The 23,098-nt window shown below is 34.0% G+C and carries 17 protein-coding genes; 11 read left to right on the forward strand and 6 right to left on the reverse strand.

Translation table 11 applies throughout. The features are described from left to right. Positions 1-162 precede the first annotated feature (162 nt). Entirely contained in the window at positions 163-2,580 is a 2,418-nt protein-coding gene (locus VB798_RS19435) for a TonB-dependent receptor (RefSeq protein ID WP_323688899.1), read from the forward strand. A 307-nt stretch (positions 2,581-2,887) separates the two neighbouring features. Here the strand turns inward: VB798_RS19435 and fsa are convergent, their stop codons facing one another. Further along, on the reverse strand, positions 2,888-3,544 hold the full coding sequence (gene fsa / locus VB798_RS19440; RefSeq protein ID WP_323295119.1) for a fructose-6-phosphate aldolase: 657 nt from the start codon (positions 3,542-3,544) through the stop codon (positions 2,888-2,890). 466 nt (positions 3,545-4,010) lie between these two features. Here fsa and VB798_RS19445 point away from each other — a divergent pair, with 466 nt between their 5' ends. From VB798_RS19445 to VB798_RS19460, 4 genes are all read left to right on the forward strand, one after another. Next, complete coding sequence (locus VB798_RS19445; protein WP_323688900.1) at positions 4,011-4,742, forward strand: tetratricopeptide repeat protein; 732 nt, start codon at positions 4,011-4,013, stop codon at positions 4,740-4,742. Between the two features lie 138 nt (positions 4,743-4,880). Continuing rightward, entirely contained in the window at positions 4,881-5,240 is a 360-nt protein-coding gene (locus VB798_RS19450; protein ID WP_323688901.1) for a transmembrane 220 family protein, read from the forward strand. Positions 5,241-5,437: 197 nt separating this feature from the next. Then, on the forward strand, positions 5,438-6,310 hold the full coding sequence (locus VB798_RS19455; RefSeq protein ID WP_323688902.1) for an ABC transporter ATP-binding protein: 873 nt from the start codon (positions 5,438-5,440) through the stop codon (positions 6,308-6,310). A 12-nt stretch (positions 6,311-6,322) separates the two neighbouring features. Continuing rightward, positions 6,323-9,961, forward strand: a complete 3,639-nt coding sequence (locus VB798_RS19460) for a M1 family aminopeptidase (RefSeq protein WP_323688903.1) — start codon at positions 6,323-6,325, stop codon at positions 9,959-9,961. Between the two features lie 56 nt (positions 9,962-10,017). On the opposite strand, the gene VB798_RS19465 is transcribed toward VB798_RS19460, so the two are convergent. Continuing rightward, a complete protein-coding gene (locus VB798_RS19465) occupies positions 10,018-12,402 on the reverse strand; it encodes an outer membrane beta-barrel family protein (RefSeq protein WP_323688904.1) in 2,385 nt (794 codons plus the stop codon). A 205-nt stretch (positions 12,403-12,607) separates the two neighbouring features. On the opposite strand from VB798_RS19465, the gene VB798_RS19470 reads away from it, so the two are divergent. The 4 genes from VB798_RS19470 (at position 12,608) to VB798_RS19485 (ending at position 17,130) form a co-directional block, all read left to right on the forward strand. Continuing rightward, positions 12,608-13,636, forward strand: coding sequence for a sensor histidine kinase (locus VB798_RS19470; RefSeq protein ID WP_323688905.1), 1,029 nt, complete (start codon positions 12,608-12,610; stop codon positions 13,634-13,636). Beyond that, on the forward strand, positions 13,626-14,345 hold the full coding sequence (locus VB798_RS19475) for a LytR/AlgR family response regulator transcription factor (RefSeq protein ID WP_323688906.1): 720 nt from the start codon (positions 13,626-13,628) through the stop codon (positions 14,343-14,345). Before VB798_RS19470 ends, VB798_RS19475 begins: the two co-directional genes overlap by 11 nt. A 100-nt stretch (positions 14,346-14,445) precedes the next feature. Then, positions 14,446-15,507 (forward strand): helix-turn-helix domain-containing protein, encoded by a 1,062-nt coding sequence (locus tag VB798_RS19480; protein WP_323688907.1) that lies wholly within the window; start codon positions 14,446-14,448, stop codon positions 15,505-15,507. Between the two features lie 111 nt (positions 15,508-15,618). Then, complete coding sequence (locus VB798_RS19485; protein ID WP_323688908.1) at positions 15,619-17,130, forward strand: PQQ-dependent sugar dehydrogenase; 1,512 nt, start codon at positions 15,619-15,621, stop codon at positions 17,128-17,130. Positions 17,131-17,518: 388 nt separating this feature from the next. Here the strand turns inward: VB798_RS19485 and VB798_RS19490 are convergent, their stop codons facing one another. The 3 genes from VB798_RS19490 to VB798_RS19500 form a co-directional block, all read right to left on the reverse strand. Next, the gene (locus tag VB798_RS19490) at positions 17,519-18,199 is read right to left on the reverse strand and encodes a response regulator transcription factor (RefSeq protein WP_323688909.1); all 681 of its coding nucleotides are present in this window, start codon (positions 18,197-18,199) and stop codon (positions 17,519-17,521) included. Between the two features lie 51 nt (positions 18,200-18,250). Beyond that, a complete protein-coding gene (locus VB798_RS19495; protein ID WP_323688910.1) occupies positions 18,251-19,069 on the reverse strand; it encodes a sensor histidine kinase in 819 nt (272 codons plus the stop codon). A gap of 635 nt (positions 19,070-19,704) precedes the next feature. Beyond that, positions 19,705-20,262, reverse strand: coding sequence for a hypothetical protein (locus VB798_RS19500; protein ID WP_323688911.1), 558 nt, complete (start codon positions 20,260-20,262; stop codon positions 19,705-19,707). Positions 20,263-20,637: 375 nt separating this feature from the next. On the opposite strand from VB798_RS19500, the gene VB798_RS19505 reads away from it, so the two are divergent. Next, complete coding sequence (locus VB798_RS19505; protein ID WP_323688912.1) at positions 20,638-21,159, forward strand: AidA/PixA family protein; 522 nt, start codon at positions 20,638-20,640, stop codon at positions 21,157-21,159. 167 nt (positions 21,160-21,326) lie between these two features. Continuing rightward, the gene (locus VB798_RS19510) at positions 21,327-21,848 is read left to right on the forward strand and encodes an AidA/PixA family protein (protein WP_323688913.1); all 522 of its coding nucleotides are present in this window, start codon (positions 21,327-21,329) and stop codon (positions 21,846-21,848) included. Between the two features lie 78 nt (positions 21,849-21,926). Here the strand turns inward: VB798_RS19510 and VB798_RS19515 are convergent, their stop codons facing one another. After that, positions 21,927-22,538 (reverse strand): hypothetical protein, encoded by a 612-nt coding sequence (locus tag VB798_RS19515; RefSeq protein ID WP_323688914.1) that lies wholly within the window; start codon positions 22,536-22,538, stop codon positions 21,927-21,929. Between the last annotated feature and the right edge of the window lie 560 nt (positions 22,539-23,098).

The following is a 23,098-nucleotide window of genomic DNA, read 5'->3' on the forward strand; positions in this document are numbered from 1 at the left end:
GGCAGTTCCAAATTCATTAATCATCTGATTTACAAAGCCATTCATCTTATCATTCATCAGAAAAAATAAAAAAAACTTATATTTTATGATAGCTAATTAATTTTTATGTCTTACATTTGAATAATTTTTAGACTAATCTAAACTATTAATTAGAATCACAAAATGAGAAACTTTTTCAAACCAATACTTTATTTCATCATTTGTTGCTTTAGTTTGACTGAATCCTTTGGGCAAAATGTCATTTCAGGTAAGGTATTGCTGAATGAAACCAATGAAGTGATTATCGGAGCGAACGTTTATATTCCTGAGCTACGAACTGGAACAAGTACAGATGTGAATGGTTTTTATCAAATCAAAAACTTACCAAAAGGTGAATTTACCCTACAAGTAAGTTATGTTTCTTTGAAAACTATCACCAAAAAAGTAAGCGTAAAAAACGCAACAAAGCAAGATTTTGAAATGGAAAATTCTGCTACTTCTTTAGAAGAAGTAGTAATAACTGGCGCAGGCATCAAAACGTTAGTGAAAGAAAGTCCAGTGCCAATCGCTGCACTTTCAAGAGCACAATGGTTACAGAGTACTTCAACTAATTTAGTAGATGCGATTGTAAAATTGCCCGGCGTTTCACAAATCATGACTGGACCTACACTTTCAAAACCGATTATTCGTGGCTTGGGCTTCAATAGAGTAATTACTGTTCATGATGGCGTTCGCCAAGAAGATAATCAATGGGGCGAAGAACATAGTTTGCATATTGATGAGTTTTCTATTGAACGTTATGAAATTATTCGTGGTGCGGGTTCATTAATGTATGGCTCAGATGGTTTGGGAGGCGTAATTTCTGTAATTTCTCCGACACCGACAGAATCAGATAAAATCAATGGAAGTATATTGTACAATTATCAGACGAACAATGGCTTACACGGATTTTCGGCAAATCTGGGTGGTAATAAAAATGGTTTTGTTTGGACAAGTAGATTCAGTAATAAAAATGCTGGCAATTATCAAAATGCTTTCGATGGTTTAGTAAATGGTTCTAAATTTCAAGAACTTAACTATTCTGGAATGATTGGTTTAAACAAAAAATGGGGCTTTTCAAGAATTTACTTTTCAAAATTTGGACAAGATATTAACATCATAGATGGCACTAGAAATGCAGAAGGATATTTTTCAAAACAAGTAGTAATAAATGGAAAAAGTGAAAATGTTAGAGTATCGGAAGAAGAATTAAAAAATCCTTCAATTAATCCTTCCAATTCACAATCTCTAAGTAACTATAAAGTATCATGGAACAACTTTTTAATGTTGGGAAAAAGTTCTTTGAGCTTGAATTTAGCTTATTCACAAAATCACAGAAGAGAATACGGCAATGTTTTAAAACCTTTTGAAGCCGATTTATACTTCTATTTGCAAACACTTTATTATGATGCAAGATTTAACTTTCCAGAAAAAAATAATTTTGAAGTTACAATCGGAACAAACGGAATGGCACAAACGATGAATAATCGTGGTAATGAAACCTTGTATCCAAATTTTAATTTATTTGATAATGGTGTATTTGTATTTTCAAAAAAGAAATTCAATAAGTTAATCATGAGTGGCGGATTAAGATTTGACATTCGTCAATTAGATATTCATAAATTATACATTGATTCCGAAGGAAAATTCCAAACCCAACCATCAGCCAACACTAGCGAACGTTTCGCTGGTTTCAACAAAACATTTCAAAATGCTACAGGAAGTTTTGGAGCAGTCTATAAAATCAATGATTTACTTTCTGTAAAAACAAACGTTGCCAGAGGTTTTAGAGCGCCATCAGTACCAGAAATTTCATCCAATGGCGAACATGCAGGTACTTTCCGTTACGAAATCGGGAATATTAATCAACAATCTGAAGTATCGCTACAAAATGATTTAGGTCTTACTTTTGAAAATAGTTCGCTCTATATTGATGTAAATTTATTCAGTAATCGTATTAATCATTATACTTTTTCAGAACGTGTACAGAATATTTCAGGAAAAGATTCTATCATTAATGGCGTACCTGTTTTTCGTTATCAACAAGGCAATGCCAGACTTTTGGGCTTAGAGGCTGTAGTTACTTATAATCCTGCTTCGGCACGTTGGTTTAGTTTTACACAAAGTTATTCTTCTGTAAATGGAGTAAATCTTTCTGCGAAAAATGATTCTGCGAAGTACTTGCCATTTATGCCTCCGCCAAGATGGTTGAGTAATATTAAACTGACAAAAAACACTTTGGGGAAGCATGTGAGAAACACTTATTTTTCTGTGGAATTAGAACATAATCAACAACAAAACAATGCACTTTTAGCTTATAATACAGAAACAAAAACACCCGCTTATTCATTGGTCAATGTTGGAACTGGTGCTACGATTACTAATTTGAAAAAGAAAGCTTTATTTTCAGTTTATCTGAACGTCAATAATTTATTAGATAATACTTATCAAAGTCACCAAAGTAGATTGAAGTATTTGGATGTGAACCAGACAACGGGCAGACAAGGTGTTTATAACATGGGAAGAAATATCAGTGTGAAGGTACTTGTACCGATTAATTAGATTTTAGCTGTGAGCTTTGAGCAATGAGCTTTCTGATGTCGGTCATCGGATTTCTGCTTTTGGATTTCGGTCGTCGGATTTCGGCATTCGGAAAGAATTCAGATGTTGTTATCGTTCTTGGGCTTTTGGAGCTCTGGTTTAGATTTTAAGATTTTAAAGATTTTGCTCACAAGTCCGAAGACCGAAAGCAGACATCCGAAAGTCAATAAAAAAGCTCTTCAAACATCAAGGTATGAAGAGCTTTTTTGGTTATTTGCAATTCTGATAGCCGAAGACTGACATCCGAAAGCTGATAGCCGATAGCTAACTAAGCATTCGTTTTAGCGTGGTCAGCTAAGAATTTAGCCAAACCGCTATCCGTCAAAGGATGGTTCAATAATGCCAACATTGCTGAAAGTGGACCAGTCATAACGTCTGCACCGATTTCAGCACATCTAATAATATGAATTGGGTTACGTACTGATGCTGCTAAGATTTCAGTATCAAAACCATAATTATCATAAATAGTACGAATTTGCTCAATTAATTGGATACCGTCGAATGAAATATCATCTAAACGACCAATGAATGGAGAAACGTAAGAAGCTCCAGCTTTAGCCGCCAATAAAGCTTGACCAGCAGAGAAAATCAAGGTACAGTTAGTTTTAATTCCTTTTTCAGAGAAATACTTCAATGCTTTTACTCCGTCTTTAATCATCGGAATTTTAACAACAATTTTCTCATCTAATTCTGCTAATTCTTCTCCTTCACGAATCATTCCTTCAAAATCAGTAGCAATTACTTCCGCAGAAACATCTCCCTCAACGATATCACAAATTGCTTTGTAATGTTTAAGAACGTTGTTTTTACCGCTAATACCTTCTTTAGCCATTAACGATGGATTGGTTGTTACACCGTCTAATACACCTAAATCCTGTGCTTCTTGGATTTCTTTGAGATTGGCTGTGTCAATAAAAAATTTCATGATGATTTGTTTTTTGAGAAATATATTAGTTAAACGCTAATTAAAAACGAAAGTAAATTCAAGGAATAAAGCTTGATATTGATTCTTTGTAAATACTGTTTACAAAATTAGGAAAAGCATTTGAGAAAGCAGACATTTTTTCAAAAAATTATAACAGTATAGAACAGTTATTTTTCCTATTAATCTAAAAATAAATTTAAGTTAATTTTTTGAAGCTTGATGAAGTAATGGAATGGTCATAAAACAAAAAAAGGCAAATTCACCGCTACAACCTGCCTACCCTTGCTTCGGTCAAGACCTGGGGGATTCGGAGGGAGCTGGTAATTTGCCGTCACAAAGATGGCAGGTTTTGTTGTTTTTTCAAAACCTTCACCGCAACTTTGAGGAAAGTTTTCTAATAAAATCAAGTCTATTTTGACTGATTTACACGATGACCTTTTGATTTACAGTTAATTAACATACTATTATGACATTCAAAAATATTTTAAAAAAAATTTCATTTTCGCTTTATTTAGCCTCTTTTTCCATTCTTTTAGTGAATTGCACGGGTTCGTCTGATGCTTTTTTAGAAAAAGCGAAAGAACAATTGAAACAAGGAAAAGCTAGAGAAGCCATCGAATACTTGAATCAAGCCATCGATAAAGACCCGAATAATGCCAAAGCTTTCAATATGCGTGGTGCAGCCAATTTTGAATTAAAAGATTTCACAACGGCTTTATTAGATTATGAACAAGCCATTAAATTAGACCCCAACAATTACCAACCATACTTCAACAGGGCTTCGGTAAAAATGGAAAAATCGGATTGGGAAGGTGCTTTTCAAGATTGTTCTAAAGCCATTACAATCCAGCCAGACACAGCTGAATTGTATGTAAAAAGAGGAATTATTTTAGCGGCTTTGCAAAAATCTGAGGAAGCAATTGTAGATTTCGACAAAGCAATTCAATTAAACCCAAAAGAAGTAAATGCTTTGTATAATCGTGGCAATATTTACTTTCAATTTGGTGACTTTGATAAATCTTTGGCCGATTTTACGGCGGCAGTGAAAGCAGATAACAAATTTGCTAAAGCATATTACGGTTTGGGGATTGTTCAACAAAAAAGAGGACAGTCGGACGATAGTTGTTTAAACTTCAAAATGGCAAATCGTTTGGGTTATCCTGATGCTAAATTGGCGATAGATTCTTTTTGCAAATGAATCAGCTATAAGCTTTGAGTAGTGAGCTTTAATTACTTGTAGGTTTAGGACACCTATACTAAGTAATGATATTTAAAACTCATCACTCGAAACTCAAAAAACTCATCACTCACAATTCTTAACTCACAACTCATAAAAATGAAATACCTCGGAATAGTTTTTACCATGATTTTCTTACTTTTTGCGGGTTGGCAATACAATGACCCAGACCCAGTACTTTGGATTCCGATTTATTTGGTAGCGGCATATTGTTCAATAAAAGCCTATCAAGAAAAAAGTAATCCAGAATTATTAGTGGTTGTTGCCATTATGTCTTTTGTCGCAGGACTAAATACTTGGTTACAGATGACTTCTTGGGAAGGTTTTTTCTCAGAAGGTGGTGGCTTATCCATGAAAACCATTAATCAAGAATTAGCTCGTGAAGCTTGCGGACTTTGGATTTGTACTTTCGCTTTTATCCTTTTTCTGGGAATGTATTTTTTCCAACCTAAGAAGTGATTAGAAATTGGTTATTGGTGTTTAGTTCTCAAAATAGTTTTATAAAACATAAGTTAAATAGGCAAAGCATTCAGAATTTATGTTCTGTGCTTTGCCTGTTTTTTTGCCATTTATCTAATTATCAACATATTCATCATAAACAGAACAATTAATAAAGGTTAAATTGTAATTTGTATAAAATTCAAACTCCAAACTTTATGCAACTTACTATTACAAACCTGAACAAAACCTATTCCAATGGCGTTCAAGCACTTCAGAACGTCAATCTAACTATCAATCAAGGAATGTTTGGTTTATTAGGACCAAACGGTGCAGGGAAATCTTCCTTAATGCGTACCATCGCAACACTCCAAGAAGCTGATACTGGTTCAATTACTTTAGGCGATATTAATGTGCTTACTCAAAAAGAAGAAGTACGTAAAACCCTTGGCTATTTACCACAGGAATTTGGTGTGTATCCAAAAGTTGATGCGGTTACTTTATTGAATCATTTGGCAGTTTTGAAAGGAATCACCAATGCCAAAGAACGTAAAGAATTGGTAGAATCACTTCTTCAAAAAACCAATCTTTGGGATGCTCGCAAAAAGAATTTGGGGGGTTACTCTGGTGGAATGAAACAACGTTTTGGTATTGCTCAAGCGCTTTTAGCAAGTCCTAAGTTAATTATTGTTGACGAACCTACTGCTGGCTTAGACCCTGCTGAACGCAATCGTTTTTTGAATTTATTGTCGGAATTAGGCGAAAATACCATTGTGATACTTTCTACCCATATCGTGGAAGACGTAAAAGAGTTGTGTCAAGACATGGCGGTTTTTAATAAAGGACAAGTACTTTACAAAGGCAATCCTTTTGATGCTATTCAAGAAATTGAAGGAAAAATCTGGCGAAAACGTATTCATAAAGCAGAATTAGAAGATTATAAGAAAAACTTCACACTGATTTCTGATAAACTCATCGGTGGTTCGCCAGTCATTCATGTGTTGGCAGATAGCAATCCTGATGGTACTTTTTCTGCCGTCAATGGCGATTTAGAAGATGTTTATTTTGCAAAAATTTTCGCTAATGCCTAAACCAACACGACTATGTTTTTAGAAATTTTACGTTTTGAATTTAGCTATCGAAAGAACAGAGCAGCTACTTATCTATATTTTCTGATTTTATTTATCCTTTGTTTTGCGGCAGCAACCTCAAAATACGTTACCATCGGCGGTTCGGGTGGTGGACAGTTACAAGCTAATTCTCCGTACTCGCTTTCTTTCATGACTATCATCATGACTTTTGCCGTAACTTTCATTAGTTCAGCAGTGATGGGCGTAGCCGTTTTGCGAGACTTTGAACATAAAACAGAATCCTTGATGTTTACCACCACCATGTCGAAATTCGATTATTTGATGGGACGTTTCTGGGGTTCTTTTTTTGTCATGGTATTGATTTACTCTTCTATTTGGATAGCTTTTATGCTAGGATTTTCGCTTGGTAAATTCCTCCCTTGGGATCCATCTTGGAAAGAAAAAACAATGCACACTTTTGATGCTTGGCATTATTTTCAGCCATTTATCTTTTATGGCATTACCAATCTTTTTATCCAAGCCACTATTTACTTTGCGGCTGGAACACTCAGTAGAAAACCTTTATTGATTTACACACAAGGGATTATTTTATTTGTTTTGTATGAAATAACGGGGACAATTACACAAGATTTAGAGAATAAAGACCTCGCATCATTAGTTGACCCTTTCGCAATCAGAACCTTCCAAATCTATACTCAGTACTGGACGCCAGCACAGAAAAACAATTTATTGATTCCGCTTGAAGGCATGATGCTCTGGAATCGTGTACTTTGGTGTGGTGTCGGCTTTGTTATTTTAGCCATTACATATTATGCTTTTAGTTTCAATGTGGTTACTTCGTCATGGTTCAAGAACAAGAAAAAGAAAGTTGTGAAAGAAGTAGCTCCTACTATCAAACCAGAAAATGTAGTAATTCCACTCGTTCATCAATTCACTAATTTCTCCGCAAATCTTACTCAGCTTTGGCAGCAATCTGTTTTTTATGCCAAAATGGTCGTTAAAGAAATTCCATTTATTGCCATCGTTTTTGTAGGCTTTGCAGATTTAACCATTAATTCTTTCTATTTCGGAGAAATGTATGGAACAAGCTCCTATCCTATCACAGCCAACGTTTTAGGCTTTTTGTCGGAATTCGACTTGTTCTTTTTAATCATCGTAGTTTTTTACTCTGGCGAATTAATTTGGCGAGAAAGAACAGTTAATATTAATCTTATCATTGATGCTTTGCCAGTCCCAGATTGGGTTGGATTACTCTCCAAATTCATTGGGTTAATCTTTATTTATATCGCTTTGTTATTAGGATTAATTTTCTTTGGTGTATGCGTTCAAGTAGCACATGGCTATTTCAACTTTGAATTACCACTCTATTTTGAAACACTTTTTACCGACGAACTTATCTTTTTAGTAGCGTTTACATTACTCTCATTTTTCATACAGACCATTGCCAACAACAAATTAGTTGGTTTTGCATTGATGTTCGTTTTCTTTATTATTAATATGTTCATGAGTAGCGCTGGTATCGAACATCCGCTATTTTCATTCAATAGTGGTAGTTTAGGTGGTTATTCTGACATGAACAAATACGGACATTTTGTATCGTCATTCTCTTGGATGAAACTCTACTGGCTGGCTTTTGTAGGCATTCTCTTTATTACATCTGTTTTATTGAGCGTAAGAGGAACAGAATCTTTAATGAAAACTCGTCTAAAAATTGGGCAACTTCGTTTGAGTAAACCAATTCTTACTTTAGCTATCAGCACTTTGGTTGTTTTTATTTCTACGGGTTTTTATGTGTATTATAACACAAATAAACTGAATAAATACACTACCAAAGAAGACCAAGAAAAGCTACAAGTAGATTACGAAAAAACCTTGAAGAAGCAATTTGATAATGCTCCTCAACCCAGAATTGTTGATGTAAACCTGAAAGTAGAAGTATATCCTGAAGAGCGTGATTTTACTGCCGAAGGTTATTTTTGGTTAAAGAATAAAACGAAAAAGGTATTAAATGACATTCTTATTCAGAATGACATTTTGCATAATATGAAGCTTGAGTACCTGAAATTTGAAGGTGGTGCTAAAGTAAAAAAAGCTTATGATAAATTCGGATTTACGATTTATCAATTAAGTAAACCTTTAGCCGTTGGCGATTCTGTGAAGATGAGTTTCAAAACTAAATTTGAAACCAAAGGTTTTGTAGCTAGTGGTTCAAATACCAATGTTGTATATAATGGTACGTTCTTTAATAATAATTATTTCCCTTCTTTAGGTTATAGCGAAGACTTTGAAATTGGTGATGACGACACTCGTAAAAAGTACAAATTGCCAGAAAAAGAAAGAATGATGGAACAGAATAATCCAATCGGACTTTCACAAAGTTTGTTTGGGGATGATTCAGATTATATTCGTTTTGAGATGGTAATTGGTACCAGTAAAGACCAAACGGCTATCGCCCCAGGTTATTTACAGAAAACTTGGGAGGAGCAAAATCGTAAGTATTTCCATTATAAAATGGATGTTCCGATGGTCAATTTCTATTCAATTATTTCGGCTAAATACGAAATTAAACGTGATAAATGGAAGAATGTAAACTTGGAAATTTACTATAATAAAGGACATGAGTATAACCTCGAAAAGATGATTTCCTCCATGAAATCGTCATTTGATTATTTTGATAAAAACTTCGCTCCTTATCAATATCGCCAAATGAGAATCATGGAATTTCCACGCTATGCTTCTTTTGCGCAGTCGTTTGCCAATACCGTTCCATTTTCAGAAGGAATAGGGTTTATCCAGAAAATCAACGACCCAGAGAAAGATTTGGACATGCCATTTTATGTAACAGCTCATGAATTGGGACATCAATGGTGGGGACACCAAGTAGCGGAAGCCAGAGTAAAAGGTAATGCCATGCTTTCGGAAACACAAGCACAATACTCTGCTTTGATGGTGATGAAACATGCTATTAAACCCGAATTAATGCAAAAATTCTTGAAGTACGAATTGGATAAATACTTGACTGGTCGTGCCAGAGAAAGTAAAAAAGAACAACCATTGGCATTGGTAGAAAGTCAGGGCTATATTCATTATAACAAAGGTTCATTAGTAATGTTTGCTTTGCAAGATTATATCGGCGAAGATAAAGTAAATAAAGCCTTGCACGATTTCTTGGCAGATTGGAAATATCCAAGTTCGGATGGAAAATACAAACGCTATCCAACCAGTCAGGATTTGTTGAAATACTTCAAAGCAGAAACGCCAGATTCTTTGAAATATATCATCAAGGATATGTTTGAAACCATTACTTTGTTTGAAAATAAAACAGACAAAGTAAGCTACAAAGTATTGCCAAACAAAACTTATGAGGTAAGTATCAAAGCTATTTCAGAGAAATTCCGTGCGGATAGTTCTGGCAATGAGAAACCAATTTCATTAAACGATTGGATTGATGTGGGCGTGTACGGCGAAGAAAGAGATGGTAAAGATAAATTGCTTTATATCCAAAAATACAAAGTAGCTAAGAAAGACAATACCTTCAAAATCATCGTCAAAGAAAAACCTAAAAAAGCTGGAATCGATCCAATTAATAAATTGATTGATAGGCATTCTGACGATAATGTTAAGACGGCGGTTTTAGAAGAGAATTTGTAGTAGAGACAAAAGACACAAGAATAAAGATTTTGTTCTTGTGTCTTTTGCTATTCAGCTTATTGCACTCTCTCTGTCTCTTCGCTTGCAGAATTGTCTCTATTTCGGCGTTTTCGGGCATATTTTTCATTGCCAAATCTATAACTGAATGCTAAACCAATTCGCTGAGTATCGTTTATATTAACCCTATTTTGATAAATATTCTGAAAGTTTTCTACCCGTTCTCGATAAGTATCTGAATGAAAAATATCGTTGATATTCAATTTTATCGCTCCTTTGTCTTTCAAAATCTTTTTTTGCATCGAATAGTAAACAGATCCCCGAGCTAACACTGTTGTAGGATAAATTCTTTCTTCGGTTTTGTACTGAGCAGAAAGTTCACTTGACCAGCCCTTCCCAAAACTAATTTGTTGATTGGTAGATAATCTTGCCGTAAAGAATACGGTATGATTGGTTTCTCCGTTTATGTTACTTTTAATATCGAATCGAGCCACTTGAAAATACAATGTTGAGCTTAGCCATTTAGTAGGTTGTAGTGTTAAATTGTGATTAATAAATATTCTGTTGCCAATGCCCGTATTAAATGGTTTTCGGATAAATGTTTCACCTTCTCTGATAGTAATTTCACCAAGAATTCCATCCGCACCATCGTAGCCAAAACCTAGTGTATAAATAGATTTATATTGATACTTAAAACGCACCAAATTCAAATAAAAGGGCTGTAAATCTGGATTACCTTGAGTATAATTGTAGGCATCGACATAATTTAGGAATGGGTTAAAATGTTGATAATTAGGTCTGTTTACTCTTCTTGTAAAATTAAAACTAAGGTTGTGATTTTTTAAACTGTCTAAGTTATAACTTAAAAATACACTAGGAAAAAGATTGGTGAAATTTTGATTAAATCGCTGATATGCAACACTTTCGTTTGCTAATAATTCTCCCAAAATATTGGTGTTTTCTGCTCTCAAACCCATTTGTAAACTCAACTTCTTATTGATTGATTTTCTAAAATTTACATATCCTGCATTTATATTTTCATGATATATAAAGTGATTACTTCGGTTGTAAATGATTGCGGAGAACTCATCCCTAAAAAGTGCATCGTTATCGTTTTTTACAAAACTCGCTTTTATTCCACTTTCCAAGTTAGCTCCTTTGCCCAATGGCAATGAATAGTCTGTTTTGAAGTTATAGATATTAATATTACTTGATAATTTATTGTCAAAAAGCACATTTTCAGTTACTCTATTAAAGCTTCGTAAGCCTCCAGACTGATAGTTTAATATGTTCAAATCTCCTGATAACTCATGTCCTTTACTATTGAATTTATGGTTAAAGTTTAAATTGGCTGACTTTGAGTTCCAATCAATTTTACCACTATTATTACCTTTGAAATCTTGAGTAGCTGTAGTATTGATGTAATTTGCATCATCTGAACGGGGTCTATTTTGTAAAAAAAACTGCACGCCTAAAATAGTTTTTTCATTCAAAGTAAAATCAGCGCCAAATCTTCCATTCAAACTATTAGATTTATAATTGCTATAGTTTTTCGATTGAATATTGGCAATACTTATTTTTTCATCATTAAAAATTGTCCTTTGAGAAGTTTCTTCTGTATAGTCATGGTCTAAACTCTGGTCTATTCCCCAAAACCAATTGATTTTCTGACGATTAAGATTAAAGTTTACACTATTATTGACTCTCCGTTTTTGCCCCATCGACATACCCGAAGATAGGTTACCCGTTAAACCTCTTGCTTTGTTCTTCTTTAAAATAATATTGATGATAGAAGACCCAGCGGCATCATATTTTGCAGGTGGATTATCCATCAGTTCAAGTTTTTCTAATAAACCACCTGGTAAAGATTTAAGATAAGCTACCAAATCGGTCCCGCTCATGTAAGTACTGCGACCATCGATTAAAACCATTGCGCCACTTTTCCCATACAGATTAATATTTCCTTGAGCATCCACTGATATACCGGGCGTTTTTTCCAAAACTTCAAGAGTATTACTGGACGCTGCCGATATCATCGTTCCAACATTTACAACCGTTTTGTCTATTTCCTGCTCAATTAGCTGTTTTTTAGCACTAACTACTACCTCGTTTAAGGTGGTACTCTTGGCAGGCAAAAGGATAATAACGGGCAGCTCCACCTTGGTCTGTTGTTCATCCAATGTCCTTTTTACACTTGTATATTTCAAAAACCCTATTGAAGTGATTTCTAAAAAATAACTGCCGCTAGATAAATTTTGTAAAAGGAAATTCCCGTTTATATCAGTAATTTCTCCTTTCACAAAACTTGAGTCGATACTGTTCATAAGTTTGACTGTGGCACCAATCACCGATTCATTTTGAGTATCTTTGACACTCCCGATAATACTTTTGTTTTGGGCCAATATTTGACCTGATAGGATTAGTAACAGAAATAGTTTTTTCATAATTATTTTTTTGACAAAGTTTGTTTTCCTGTGATAGCCCAGAAAACAAGTCTGACAGAAATCAATTTTGAAGTGATAAACATGGGAAAAGGACTGACAAAGGTTTTAACAGGTTTAAATGCGATTTCGTCAGTCAAATAATGGAGTTTGAAGTCAATAATTTTAATTATACATAAGGGTATTCAATTTTGTAGAAAAAAACAAAATGAGCTTTGTAGAAAAAATATTTGGAAAAGAAGCCGTTAAAATCGGCAATTATTTAGGGCTGTGTATCATAGCTGCAATACTTCTGTTTACCGTCTTTATGGCATTTGCAGATATTTTTTTCAAGAATAATGACGACGAGATAGCCTTAATGTCAACTATTTTGTTGTTGATAGGTGTATTTGTAGGTCGTTTTTTGGCGAGTTTATGGCAAAGAAAACATATCAGTAATTTGGTATTTATTGTGCTGATTGGATTGACTTTCGCCCTGATAGTATCTTTAATGCCCATTATAGACACACTTATCACTCATCAAGAATTCTTAGTTGTCGCTATAGCATTGATTATCTATTTTGTTATCAGTATGTTGATTGGTCTGCTCATAAAGCTCACACGCATGCGTACTGAACACAAATTAGACGTAGCCAATACAACAGTTTTGCATAGTCAATCCGAATTACAGCTTCTACAGTCTCAATTAAGTCCACATTTTTTGTTTAATACCTTAAATAATCTATACGGTTTGTCATTAACTGACCATCAAAAAATACCAAATTTGTTGCTGAAACTATCAGATTTATTGAGGTATTCGGTGTACGATGCCAAAGATATTTTGGTGCCGCTACCAGAAGAGATTAACTATATAAAAAACTACATTGATTTTGAAAAAATACGTTTAGGCGAACGTCTAAACTTGAAAACAGATTTTGAAGAGAGCAACCCTCAAAAATCTTTCAAAATAGCTCCTATGTTGTTGATTGTTTTTGTAGAGAATGCTTTTAAACACTCCAAAAACAGTCTAGATAATGTGATAAATATAGAAATTAGCCTTAAAACTTGGGGAAATTCAATATTATTTTCGGTAGTAAACTCTCATAATAATATGTACAATGACAAGCAAAAACATAGTGGTTTTGGGCTAGACAATGTAAGAAAAAGGTTGGATTTGATATATAAAAGCGAGTATGATTTGGAAATTAATGAGACGACAACTAATTACGAAGTAAAACTCAGGATAAATGGAAAATAAAATAACCTGTCTCATTGTAGATGACGAGCCTATAGCCAGACAAATTATAGAAAAATACTGTTCCCATTTGCCTGAAATTGAGCTCCTAGCAAGTTGCGAAAATGTTTTTGTAGCCAAGAAAGTATTAGAAAGTCAATCTGTTGATTTACTTTTTTTGGACATTAATATGCCTGTTTTGGATGGAATAGCATTTTTAAAAACACTCAAAAATCCACCCTGTGTCATATTTACCACGGCATACAAGGAATTCGCCCTTGATGCCTTTGACCTTTCGGCAATAGATTATTTGCTAAAACCTTTTTCTTTAGATAGATTTATTATTGCTGTTGATAAAGTCAAAGAAAAACTAGCTGTATTAAAACAACCTTCTATAAAACCGATTGAAGAAAACGTAGAAGATTTTACTTTTATAAAAGCTGATGGGAAAATACACAAAGTGGATTTTGGCACTTTACTCTATGCCGAAGCCAAGGGAAATAATGTACTCATTGTTTCCGAAAACCAGACGATTTTCCCTGTCATGACTTTTAGTGATTTTTTAGCATTATTGCCCAATCAAAATTTCCTGAGACTTCATCGGTCATTTGTAATAAATAAAGCAAGAATAAGCCATGTTGAAGGAAACAGAGTATTTATTGATAAAACAGAAATACCCATTGGCGGAAATTACAGAGCAGAGTTCTTGAAAAGCTTGGGAATTAGCAATTAAGAAGGAAAATGTCTAAAATACCTCTTTGCTTTTAGCTTTTATTAAAGCAAATCAACCACCCTGAAAGATAATTTTTGCCTTATAAAACAAAAAACGTACAATGAGTTTTGGTGATAAAGTTTTATTCTTTTTTAGTACCTTGGGGGCATTTAACGGACTCATTATAGGTATTTATTATATATTTTTTTCATCCAAAAAATATCTGTCTAATTATTTTTTGGGTGCTTTGTTAATGGTATTGAGCATCAGGATAGGAAAATCGGTTGCATATTTCTTTGATTACAGTTTACCTAAAATATATCTACAGTTTGGATTGACTGCCTGTTTTTTTATAGGTCCGTTTTTATACTTCTTCATAAAATCAGAAATCAGCCACATTAAAAATTTACCAAAATCTTGGCTTTGGCAACTAATGGCTTGGTTTTTCATAATTGTAGTAGTAGGACTTATTTACCCATATCAGAGTTTTCCTAAGTTATGGGGACGCTACATTATTCCTATTATATATCTACAATGGGGCATTTACATTGCTTTTTCTGTCTTTTTATTAATCCCACTTCTGAAAAAAATCACTCGAAAAGAAAGTTTAAAACCTTTTGAAAAATGGATACTGACCATTTGTGCAGCGGTAATAATACTTTTTATATCTTACGTTTGGGCAATTTTAAACATTACCAAAGGCAGTTATATCAATGGGGCTGTGTATTTTTCAATTATCATTTATTTTGTAGTATTTACATTACTTTATCGCAAAAAAACAAACGACCTATCGTCTTTCTCTTCACAAAAATATGCTGATAAAAAGCTAAATGATGAGGATGCTCAGCTAATAATACACAACCTAAGAAAAGTGATGACGGAGAAGGAACTCTTTAAAAATCCAAATCTAAAAATTAATGACCTTGCCAAGGAAATCAATCTTTCGGGTCATCAATTATCCCAACTTTTAAATGATAATGTTGAGAAGAATTTCACTCTTTTTGTGAATGAATACCGAATCAACGAAGCCTGTAAGATATTATCAGAAAATACAAATTTAACGATAGATGCTATTGGCGATGAGGTAGGATTTAACGCTAAATCAACTTTTTTCGCTACTTTCAAAAAAATTAAAGGCATGACTCCCAGTGCTTATCAACAGTCAAATACTCCAGATTTATAAAACCGTACTACTGAATTTAGATTATTATACCATCATTTTAAAAGTCTATTGCATTTTTGAGCACCGAAATGAAAAGGTTTCATTTTGATAATCAAAAAACACTTTTAGAAAATGGAAAAAGTAGTCTTAATTATATGTTTAACTGCCAGTTTTTTTTCAGCATTTCCCCAAAACAGCCCCACCGAAAGGCAATTGATAGAAAGTACGATACAAAATTATTTTGATGGGTGGGCAACAGGAGATAGCACTAAAGTGAGTAAAGCAATGCACGCTTCGTGTCATCTGAAAAATTATAATAATGGAAAATTTATCGAATTTACAAAAAATCAATATATCGGTTTATTCAAACCTCATGCAAGACCAGCAAACCTAAGCACTCGTATAGTTAGTATAGATATCACGAATAATATGGGTAGTGCAAAAATTGAAATCAGCACTGCAAAAGATTTGTTCACCGACTATTTCAACCTCATGAAAACTAATGAGGGGTGGTTTATTGCCGATAAAGTATCTACCCGAACACCCCATAAAATCTTTGATGTAAATGCTATTCGGTTAGAAAAAGAAACTATTTTAGAAGGACTTAAACGACCTTGGAGCATTGTTTTTATATCAGAAGATGAAGTTTTGATTTCAGAAAAAGAAGGTGATTTGGTAAAAGTAAATTTATTAAATAAAGAAAAGACCAAAATTAAGGGTTTTCCTACAGACTTAGAAGACAGTCTTGGTGGTTTTGGTGATAACACTGGCAAATTTGAAGTGTTGCTCGACCCTGATTTTAAGACAAATAAATTTATTTACCTGTCTTATGCAGCCAAAGCTGCAACAAAAGGAAGAACTACCAAAATTATAAGGGCAGTACTCGAAAATCAATCATTACAACAAATTAAGGTGCTTTTTGTGGCAGAACCTCATACCCATGAGCGGGTACATTATGGTGGTGGGATGCTTTTTGGGAATGATGGTAAACTATATTTTACCATTGGCGAACGACTATTTACCGAAAAAGATGAACCTAGTATACCAATCGCTCAAAATATTGAAGATAAAAGAGGGAAAATCTATCGAATAAATTCTGATGGAACAATACCAAACGATAATCCTTATTTTGGAGATAAAGCAACTCCTGGATTATACGCTATAGGTATAAGAGCAGCACAAGGCTTAACACTTGAAATCAACACTAGCAAAATATGGTTTAGCGAGCATGGTACACACCAAGGAGATGAAATAAATGTACTAAAAGCAGGGGGCAATTATGGTTGGCCAATGAAAACAACAGGTAAATATCGTTTTGCAGAATTTGCACCAAAACCCATTCTCGGGAATACTTACACAGAGCCAGTTTGGTCATGGTTACAAACAGTAGCACCCACAGGTCTGCACTTTTATGTGGGTCAAGAATTTGCTGCTTGGAACCATAATTTATTAGTTGGCGGATTATCAAAAGGTAGTTTATGGCGGTTAACTATTGAAAACGAAACGATAAAAAGTACAGAGGAACTATTTGTAAACGACCGATTAAGAATAAGGAAAGTGGTACAAAGCCCTATGGGTAAATTGTATATACTTTCTGATGAATTGAATGGTAAATTGATAAGAGTAAAAAACGGGGCTTTATAACATAGTAAATAGTTGGTCGATATTGGAGTCTAACACTGGTCGTAAGCTTTCTGCAATTTACGACATTGAGTATAATCTACGACCAGTATTAGCTCTCAGAAACCAATAGTAATTTTCCTGCTAAGCCAATTCATCTTTCTGACAGCCCAATCTATCTAAAAGAACCATCAATCCATCTCGAAGATAGAATAGGCTATCTTCGAGATGGATTGAGCTATCTCAGAGATAGCTCAATCTGTCTTTTTTGCGGTTTTTTGCGTGAAAAAGATAGGTCATCCTATCTCAGAGATAGGTTTTTTCATCTTTTTCACGCAATTTCCCGTATAAAACCGACAAAAACCGTAAATGAAATTTCATCAGAGTCGCAAGATAGAGCCTGCTATTTATCTCAAATCAAAGAGAAAATACTGTTTTTAATGGCATATAATACTAAACCAGTAACATTTCTAGAACCTGTTTTTTGAAGTAAATTATTTCTATGTCCATTTACAGTTTTTACGCTGATATAAAGTTTTTCTGCAATTTCTTCGGCAGTGTATTGCTGACAGACAAGTTGTAAAATTTCTTCTTCTCTTTTGGTGATGGCAATATTCATTTTCTTGCTCTTTACTTTTTTGCCCATTCTACTCTGAATTGCCTTCAAAGTGCGTTCGTTAATGTAAGAGCCTTTGCTATAAACCGATTGGATAGCATCGAATACTTCTTGAGGGTCGCTATCTTTTACCAAATAGCCGTGGGCTCCATGTTCGATTAGGTCTGTTATAAAGTTTTCATCTTCATGAACAGACAGTATCAAAATTCGTACATTGGGGAAAGTCGTTAACAGGACATTGGTGACATCCAAACCGCTAAATTCTTTTTTGTCGGGTCTGGCTGGTAAGGAAATATCCACCAACATGACATCTGGAATGGATTGACTATCTTTTAACCTATCAATTACTGAGTAGCCATCTCCACATTCAAAGACTACTTCAAATTTATTGTTGCTGGCATGATTGAGAATCCCTTTCATTCCCTCTCTAAAAAGTACTTGATCTTCCACTAACCCAACTCTTATTTTTTCTTCCATAATAACATTTGTTTAGATAATGTTTTTTCCTGAAAATTGATAAAATAATTGTTATGGGTTATTAAGGGTTGTATTGTCAATTGGTATTTCAATAAAGGCGTAAAAACCATTTTCTTTTTCGTTATTGCCCCATTTTAGTGTTCCGTTTAGGGCTGTTACTCTACCTTCAATACTTTTGAGGCCTAAGCCAGCAGAGCTATTTTCTGTGTTAATACCGCAACCGTTATCGCTGTATGTACATTTTATGTCAAAAGTATTACATAATATATTTAAATCAATCGCTGTAGCATTAGCATGTTTAATGGTGTTGTTAATTAATTCCATTATTATTCTGTAATAGCCTAAACTGATTGCCCAAGTAAGAATAGGTGTATCGTCGCAAGAGGTAGTCAAGTGAATCTGTATTTTACCTGTTTTATTGATTTGATTGGTAACCGACTCTAAGGTTTTTATTAATCCAAATTTCTCTAATTGTGGTGGCATTAACTGGTGACTAATACTCCGAATACTACTGAGAGCAGATTCTGAAAGTTGACGAACGTTTTCAACGCCTGTCAGCATATTGGTATTATCCTTTGCAATTTGTTTTTCTAATACTATCAAGTGCATACGCATTATAGAAAGTACTGCACCTAACTCATCATGTAAATCTTGAGCAATCCTTTTGCGTTCTTCTTCTTGAATAAGTATGCTAGAACGGAGTAATTCGTTTCGATAAAGTATTTTTAAGGATTCTTGCTTAAGTTTTTGTTCAAATAAATTTTTATGAAAATGCTGATTCAAAAGCACAACACCTATCGCTATTATAAATACAATAACAGTCATAGGTAATATGGTTTCAACAATACTCAACTGCGTGACCGTTTCCATAAGCTAATAAAAAAGCAACAATACATGATAATAGAGAAAAAAGCATGCAGTATCCATGTATAAAGATTGGTGTCCACTGAAAACTTACTTACAATAGTAGCACCAAAATAGAATATCAACAAATTGGAAGTGTGATAAATAAATAATCCAGAGTTTATCCAGTTGAGACTGATGATATCATTATAAGCATTTTGCTTAACAATATCATTCAAGAAAACCATAAAAGAGAAAAGTGCGAGGATGATAATCAGAATAGATTCAACCGTTAAAGCATTAGAGTTGAAAGTATAAACATTTTGGAGTGTTAGTGAATTAATGATACTAAAAAGAGAGAATAATATGGTCGTAAACCATATTATTCTCTTATTAATAAAATCACCTAAGATTGTTATATAAAACCATGCTAAAAGTATAAAGCCAATTGGCACGTATAAATGAAGTAAAGGCAAGTTGTTCATGCGATATAGCCAAAACACCAAAGAAAGCAATTGTATAAAGCTTGAAAAGAATATAAAGTATGCAAATACTCCTAATGCTTTATTCAACTTTTTAAAGCAAACAATGGTATATACTAGTGTTAACAGTACCGGTAAATCCGATAACAGTAATATTATCTTGGCTATATTCATTCTTAATTACAACTTTTTCTTCGTTAAAAGGTCACCGTTAATGGCACAAGTATTGGGGCATGGTGTGTTTAAATCTAATACATATTGGTCTCCATCTGCATAGTTACCTAAAAGCTCTGGTTTAATTCCTTTCCCATTCTTATCAAGCATCACATCTTTTCCGCCAATCGGTGGGTAAGCATCCAAATTGGCTCCAACTACAGGTACAAGATATAATTTATAGCCCGGAGTTCCTTCTTTTTCACCATTGGGTTGGTAAGCTATATAAACACGAACATTATTATAAATGACTTTATTGAGTAATGATGAATCTAAACCCATTGCCACTAATAATTCTTGCGACCTAATGGTATATGCCTTAATGGGAATTTCTGATAATTTCTTGCTACAGATAGAATCAAAATAGGCAATATTCACCATCGCTTGACTTTTTGGTACAAGTAAAGAATCTAGTGGTACAGGTGCTGGGCGACCTTCAGTCAAGGCATTATCATTTGAGTTATTGCAGGCAATCATAGTTATTGCACACAAAATTGTAGCGATTTTTAAGCTTATACTTTTCATGGTTATTTTTTGTTATTAAAGGTTTAATCCAACAATCTCTTATTTCGCAGGCCTGCTAAATAGTATCATGTTTAATGCGACACAATAATAATTAAAGCATAGATAGAAACTACTAAAAACAACCAATCATATCTTAAAAACAGGTATTTATACCTGTACTTTTTAGCAAATCAGATATAAATAACTGATTGCAAAAAGGGCTATTTATCATCTTTTACTGCGCTGTGTTTAGAGCCAACTTTGTATATCAAAAATTTCTGATGAGTGGAGTTCAGCTACCACTTTAATAAACGGGCTTACTTATAGAAGCATTTACTATGAGGGCGCATTCTGAAAAGCCATACGAGTAGGAACAATCTCAAAACTTTTATAACCATGTCAAAGAACAAAATTATTAATGTCAATATCATTATTGACACAACTCGATTAATGAAAACATTCACTAGTCCAAGTACAGACCAAAACAACCCTACGGGTATCGACCATACTTATCAATATATGGTAGTAGCAGATGGAACTGATATTAGTGGACAAGGCACAGGCGACCTTAGCTTTACTGCAACTCAGGGTGATGTAGTACGTTTTTACGCAGTTTCTGAATACAACAACTATGACAGTCCTGTCATTTTGTATAACCTGTTTAAATATGGCGGTGACGATGTTTTTTCAAACCCTAATTTTGAATTGCAACAATTCCCAGGTGTAGAAACCGTTGCTCCATCAAGTTTCAATCCATTGGTATTGCAAAGCCCGAATCCAACTCAAAACTTTTGGTTTGCACAAAACACAGTAAACAAAAAAGGTACTGAAAATTATGGATTACGCTTTGCAGTGTATAATTCTGATTTAAGTATTTTTGGATACTTCTCTTGGGATCCTGCAATTACTGCTAAATAAGCTGTAATTTCTTAACACTGTCGAAGCAATTGATGAATGAAAATAATTGATTGCTTCGACATGCTGTTTCAATAGCAATTTCCTCCTTTCCATCTTACCTCCTATAAATCAGCGAATTATCGAGAGAATCTATTTAGTGTATATCCATTCCTTTAAATCATAAAATCATGAATTCGGTCGTAAATATTACTATTATAGTATTCACAGAACAGTTGATTAGGGATTTCCTCAACCCCAGCAAAGACCCTTTAAATCCAACAAAGATACCAAACTCCTATAGCTATTTTGTAAAATCTGGACAAAAGGATGAGGCTATTAAGGGATTTTCAGGCAAGAATATCAACATTCTTAAATCAAAAAATACATCGGTAGAAATAAACTTCTTTACCTTCTCTGAAACCTCTAACTATGACAATCCAGTTATTCTTTATCAAATCACGCAACTTACTGCTAGTGCTATTTCAAGTAAATCGCTGAATCTAAAATTCTTTTCTGATGTCAAAACGATTGTTCCCGAAAGTTTCAATCCTCTTACTTGTCAATACGTTGAGAAAGATTTTTGGTATTGCTCCGACTTTTTAGTGGGACACGAAACAAAAGAATATGCCCTAAACATTGCCTTATATGGTGGTAATGACCTAAACATTTTGGGTTATTTTCAGTTTAATCAAACCTTGTCGGTTTACTAATACAATCGAAATGGTTAATTATTGAGCAAAAACCTTCTTGGTTAGCAGTTCACCTCTACATTAGTAATTTCATTTACCCTATTTTATGTGTTGGAAATCTTCTTTTTTGGTAAAATACTCTAAGCCTAAAATTAAAATTATGGTATTAGCGAACAAAATTTTCTGCATTATCGGTAAAAACTCCCAAAAATAACCAGAGCCAAAAAGGAATAAAGTACCATAAAAATCAAGAAGGAATACAGTGCAAAGGAATTTGAAGACATGTAGCCTTGTTTTGAATACAAAGACAGTAATGTAAAATAAACTTAGCAGAAACATTGTACTTGCGATGGTAATCATGGTATCATGTAAGGGAGTAGCTATTAAAAAAGTAAATATCATACCGATAGCCCCAAAGTATTTTATAACATTTGCTGCACCTTTTGCTGGTATCCTCTTTGAGAATCCAACGAAGAAAGTGGCAAAACTTGCAGCAAGAAAAATCATTCCTCCAACAGCCCAAAAGCGAGATGGATTATCTGCACCATTCACCGCCTTCTCTCCGAAAAGATTACTGATAAAATTATTTTTCCAGTCATAGCCAATAGCATTTTTATCAAATTGTGAGCCACCCGGATAATACAATGTAGCAATTACTAGCAATGATATTGAAATAATGATTCCAATGAGAATTGAATGTTTCTTTAGCATACAAAATCTGATTTTATATTGTATTTACTCTCTTTCCAACTTATTTTAAAGATATAATATTATTCGGATAATTACAGCTTCGCTGATAGCAAACTTATAGAAGAGTATTAGAGCACCCGCTAGGAGAATATAGGCTTCCGCATTTAGTATTAGAGCATCCGCTACGAGAATATAGGCACTCGCATTTAGAGTATTAGAGCTTCCGCTCAGAGAATATAGGCTCCCGCATTTAGTATTAGAGCTTCCGCTCAGAGAATATAGGTTTCCGCATTTAGTATTAGAGCTTCCGCTCAGAGAATATAGGCACTCGCATTTAGTATTAGAGCTTCCGCTCAGAGAATATAGGCTCCCGCATTTAGTATTAGAGCTTCCGCTACGAGAATATAGGCTCCCGCAATTAGTATTAGAGCTTCCGCTACGAGAATATAGACAGTGTATCGGAGAATCTTGGAGACTCCTCTTGAAATAATAAAACCTCCTGTTTTTGTGTTTCGTATGATTCACAAAATAAACAAGGAGGTTTTATTACAAAGAGTTTTACCAAAATCAAGAATGAATCC

It is taken from the genome of Arcicella lustrica (genome assembly GCF_034930985.1).
In the GTDB taxonomy this organism is placed as follows: Bacteria; Bacteroidota; Bacteroidia; order Cytophagales; family Spirosomataceae; genus Arcicella; species Arcicella lustrica.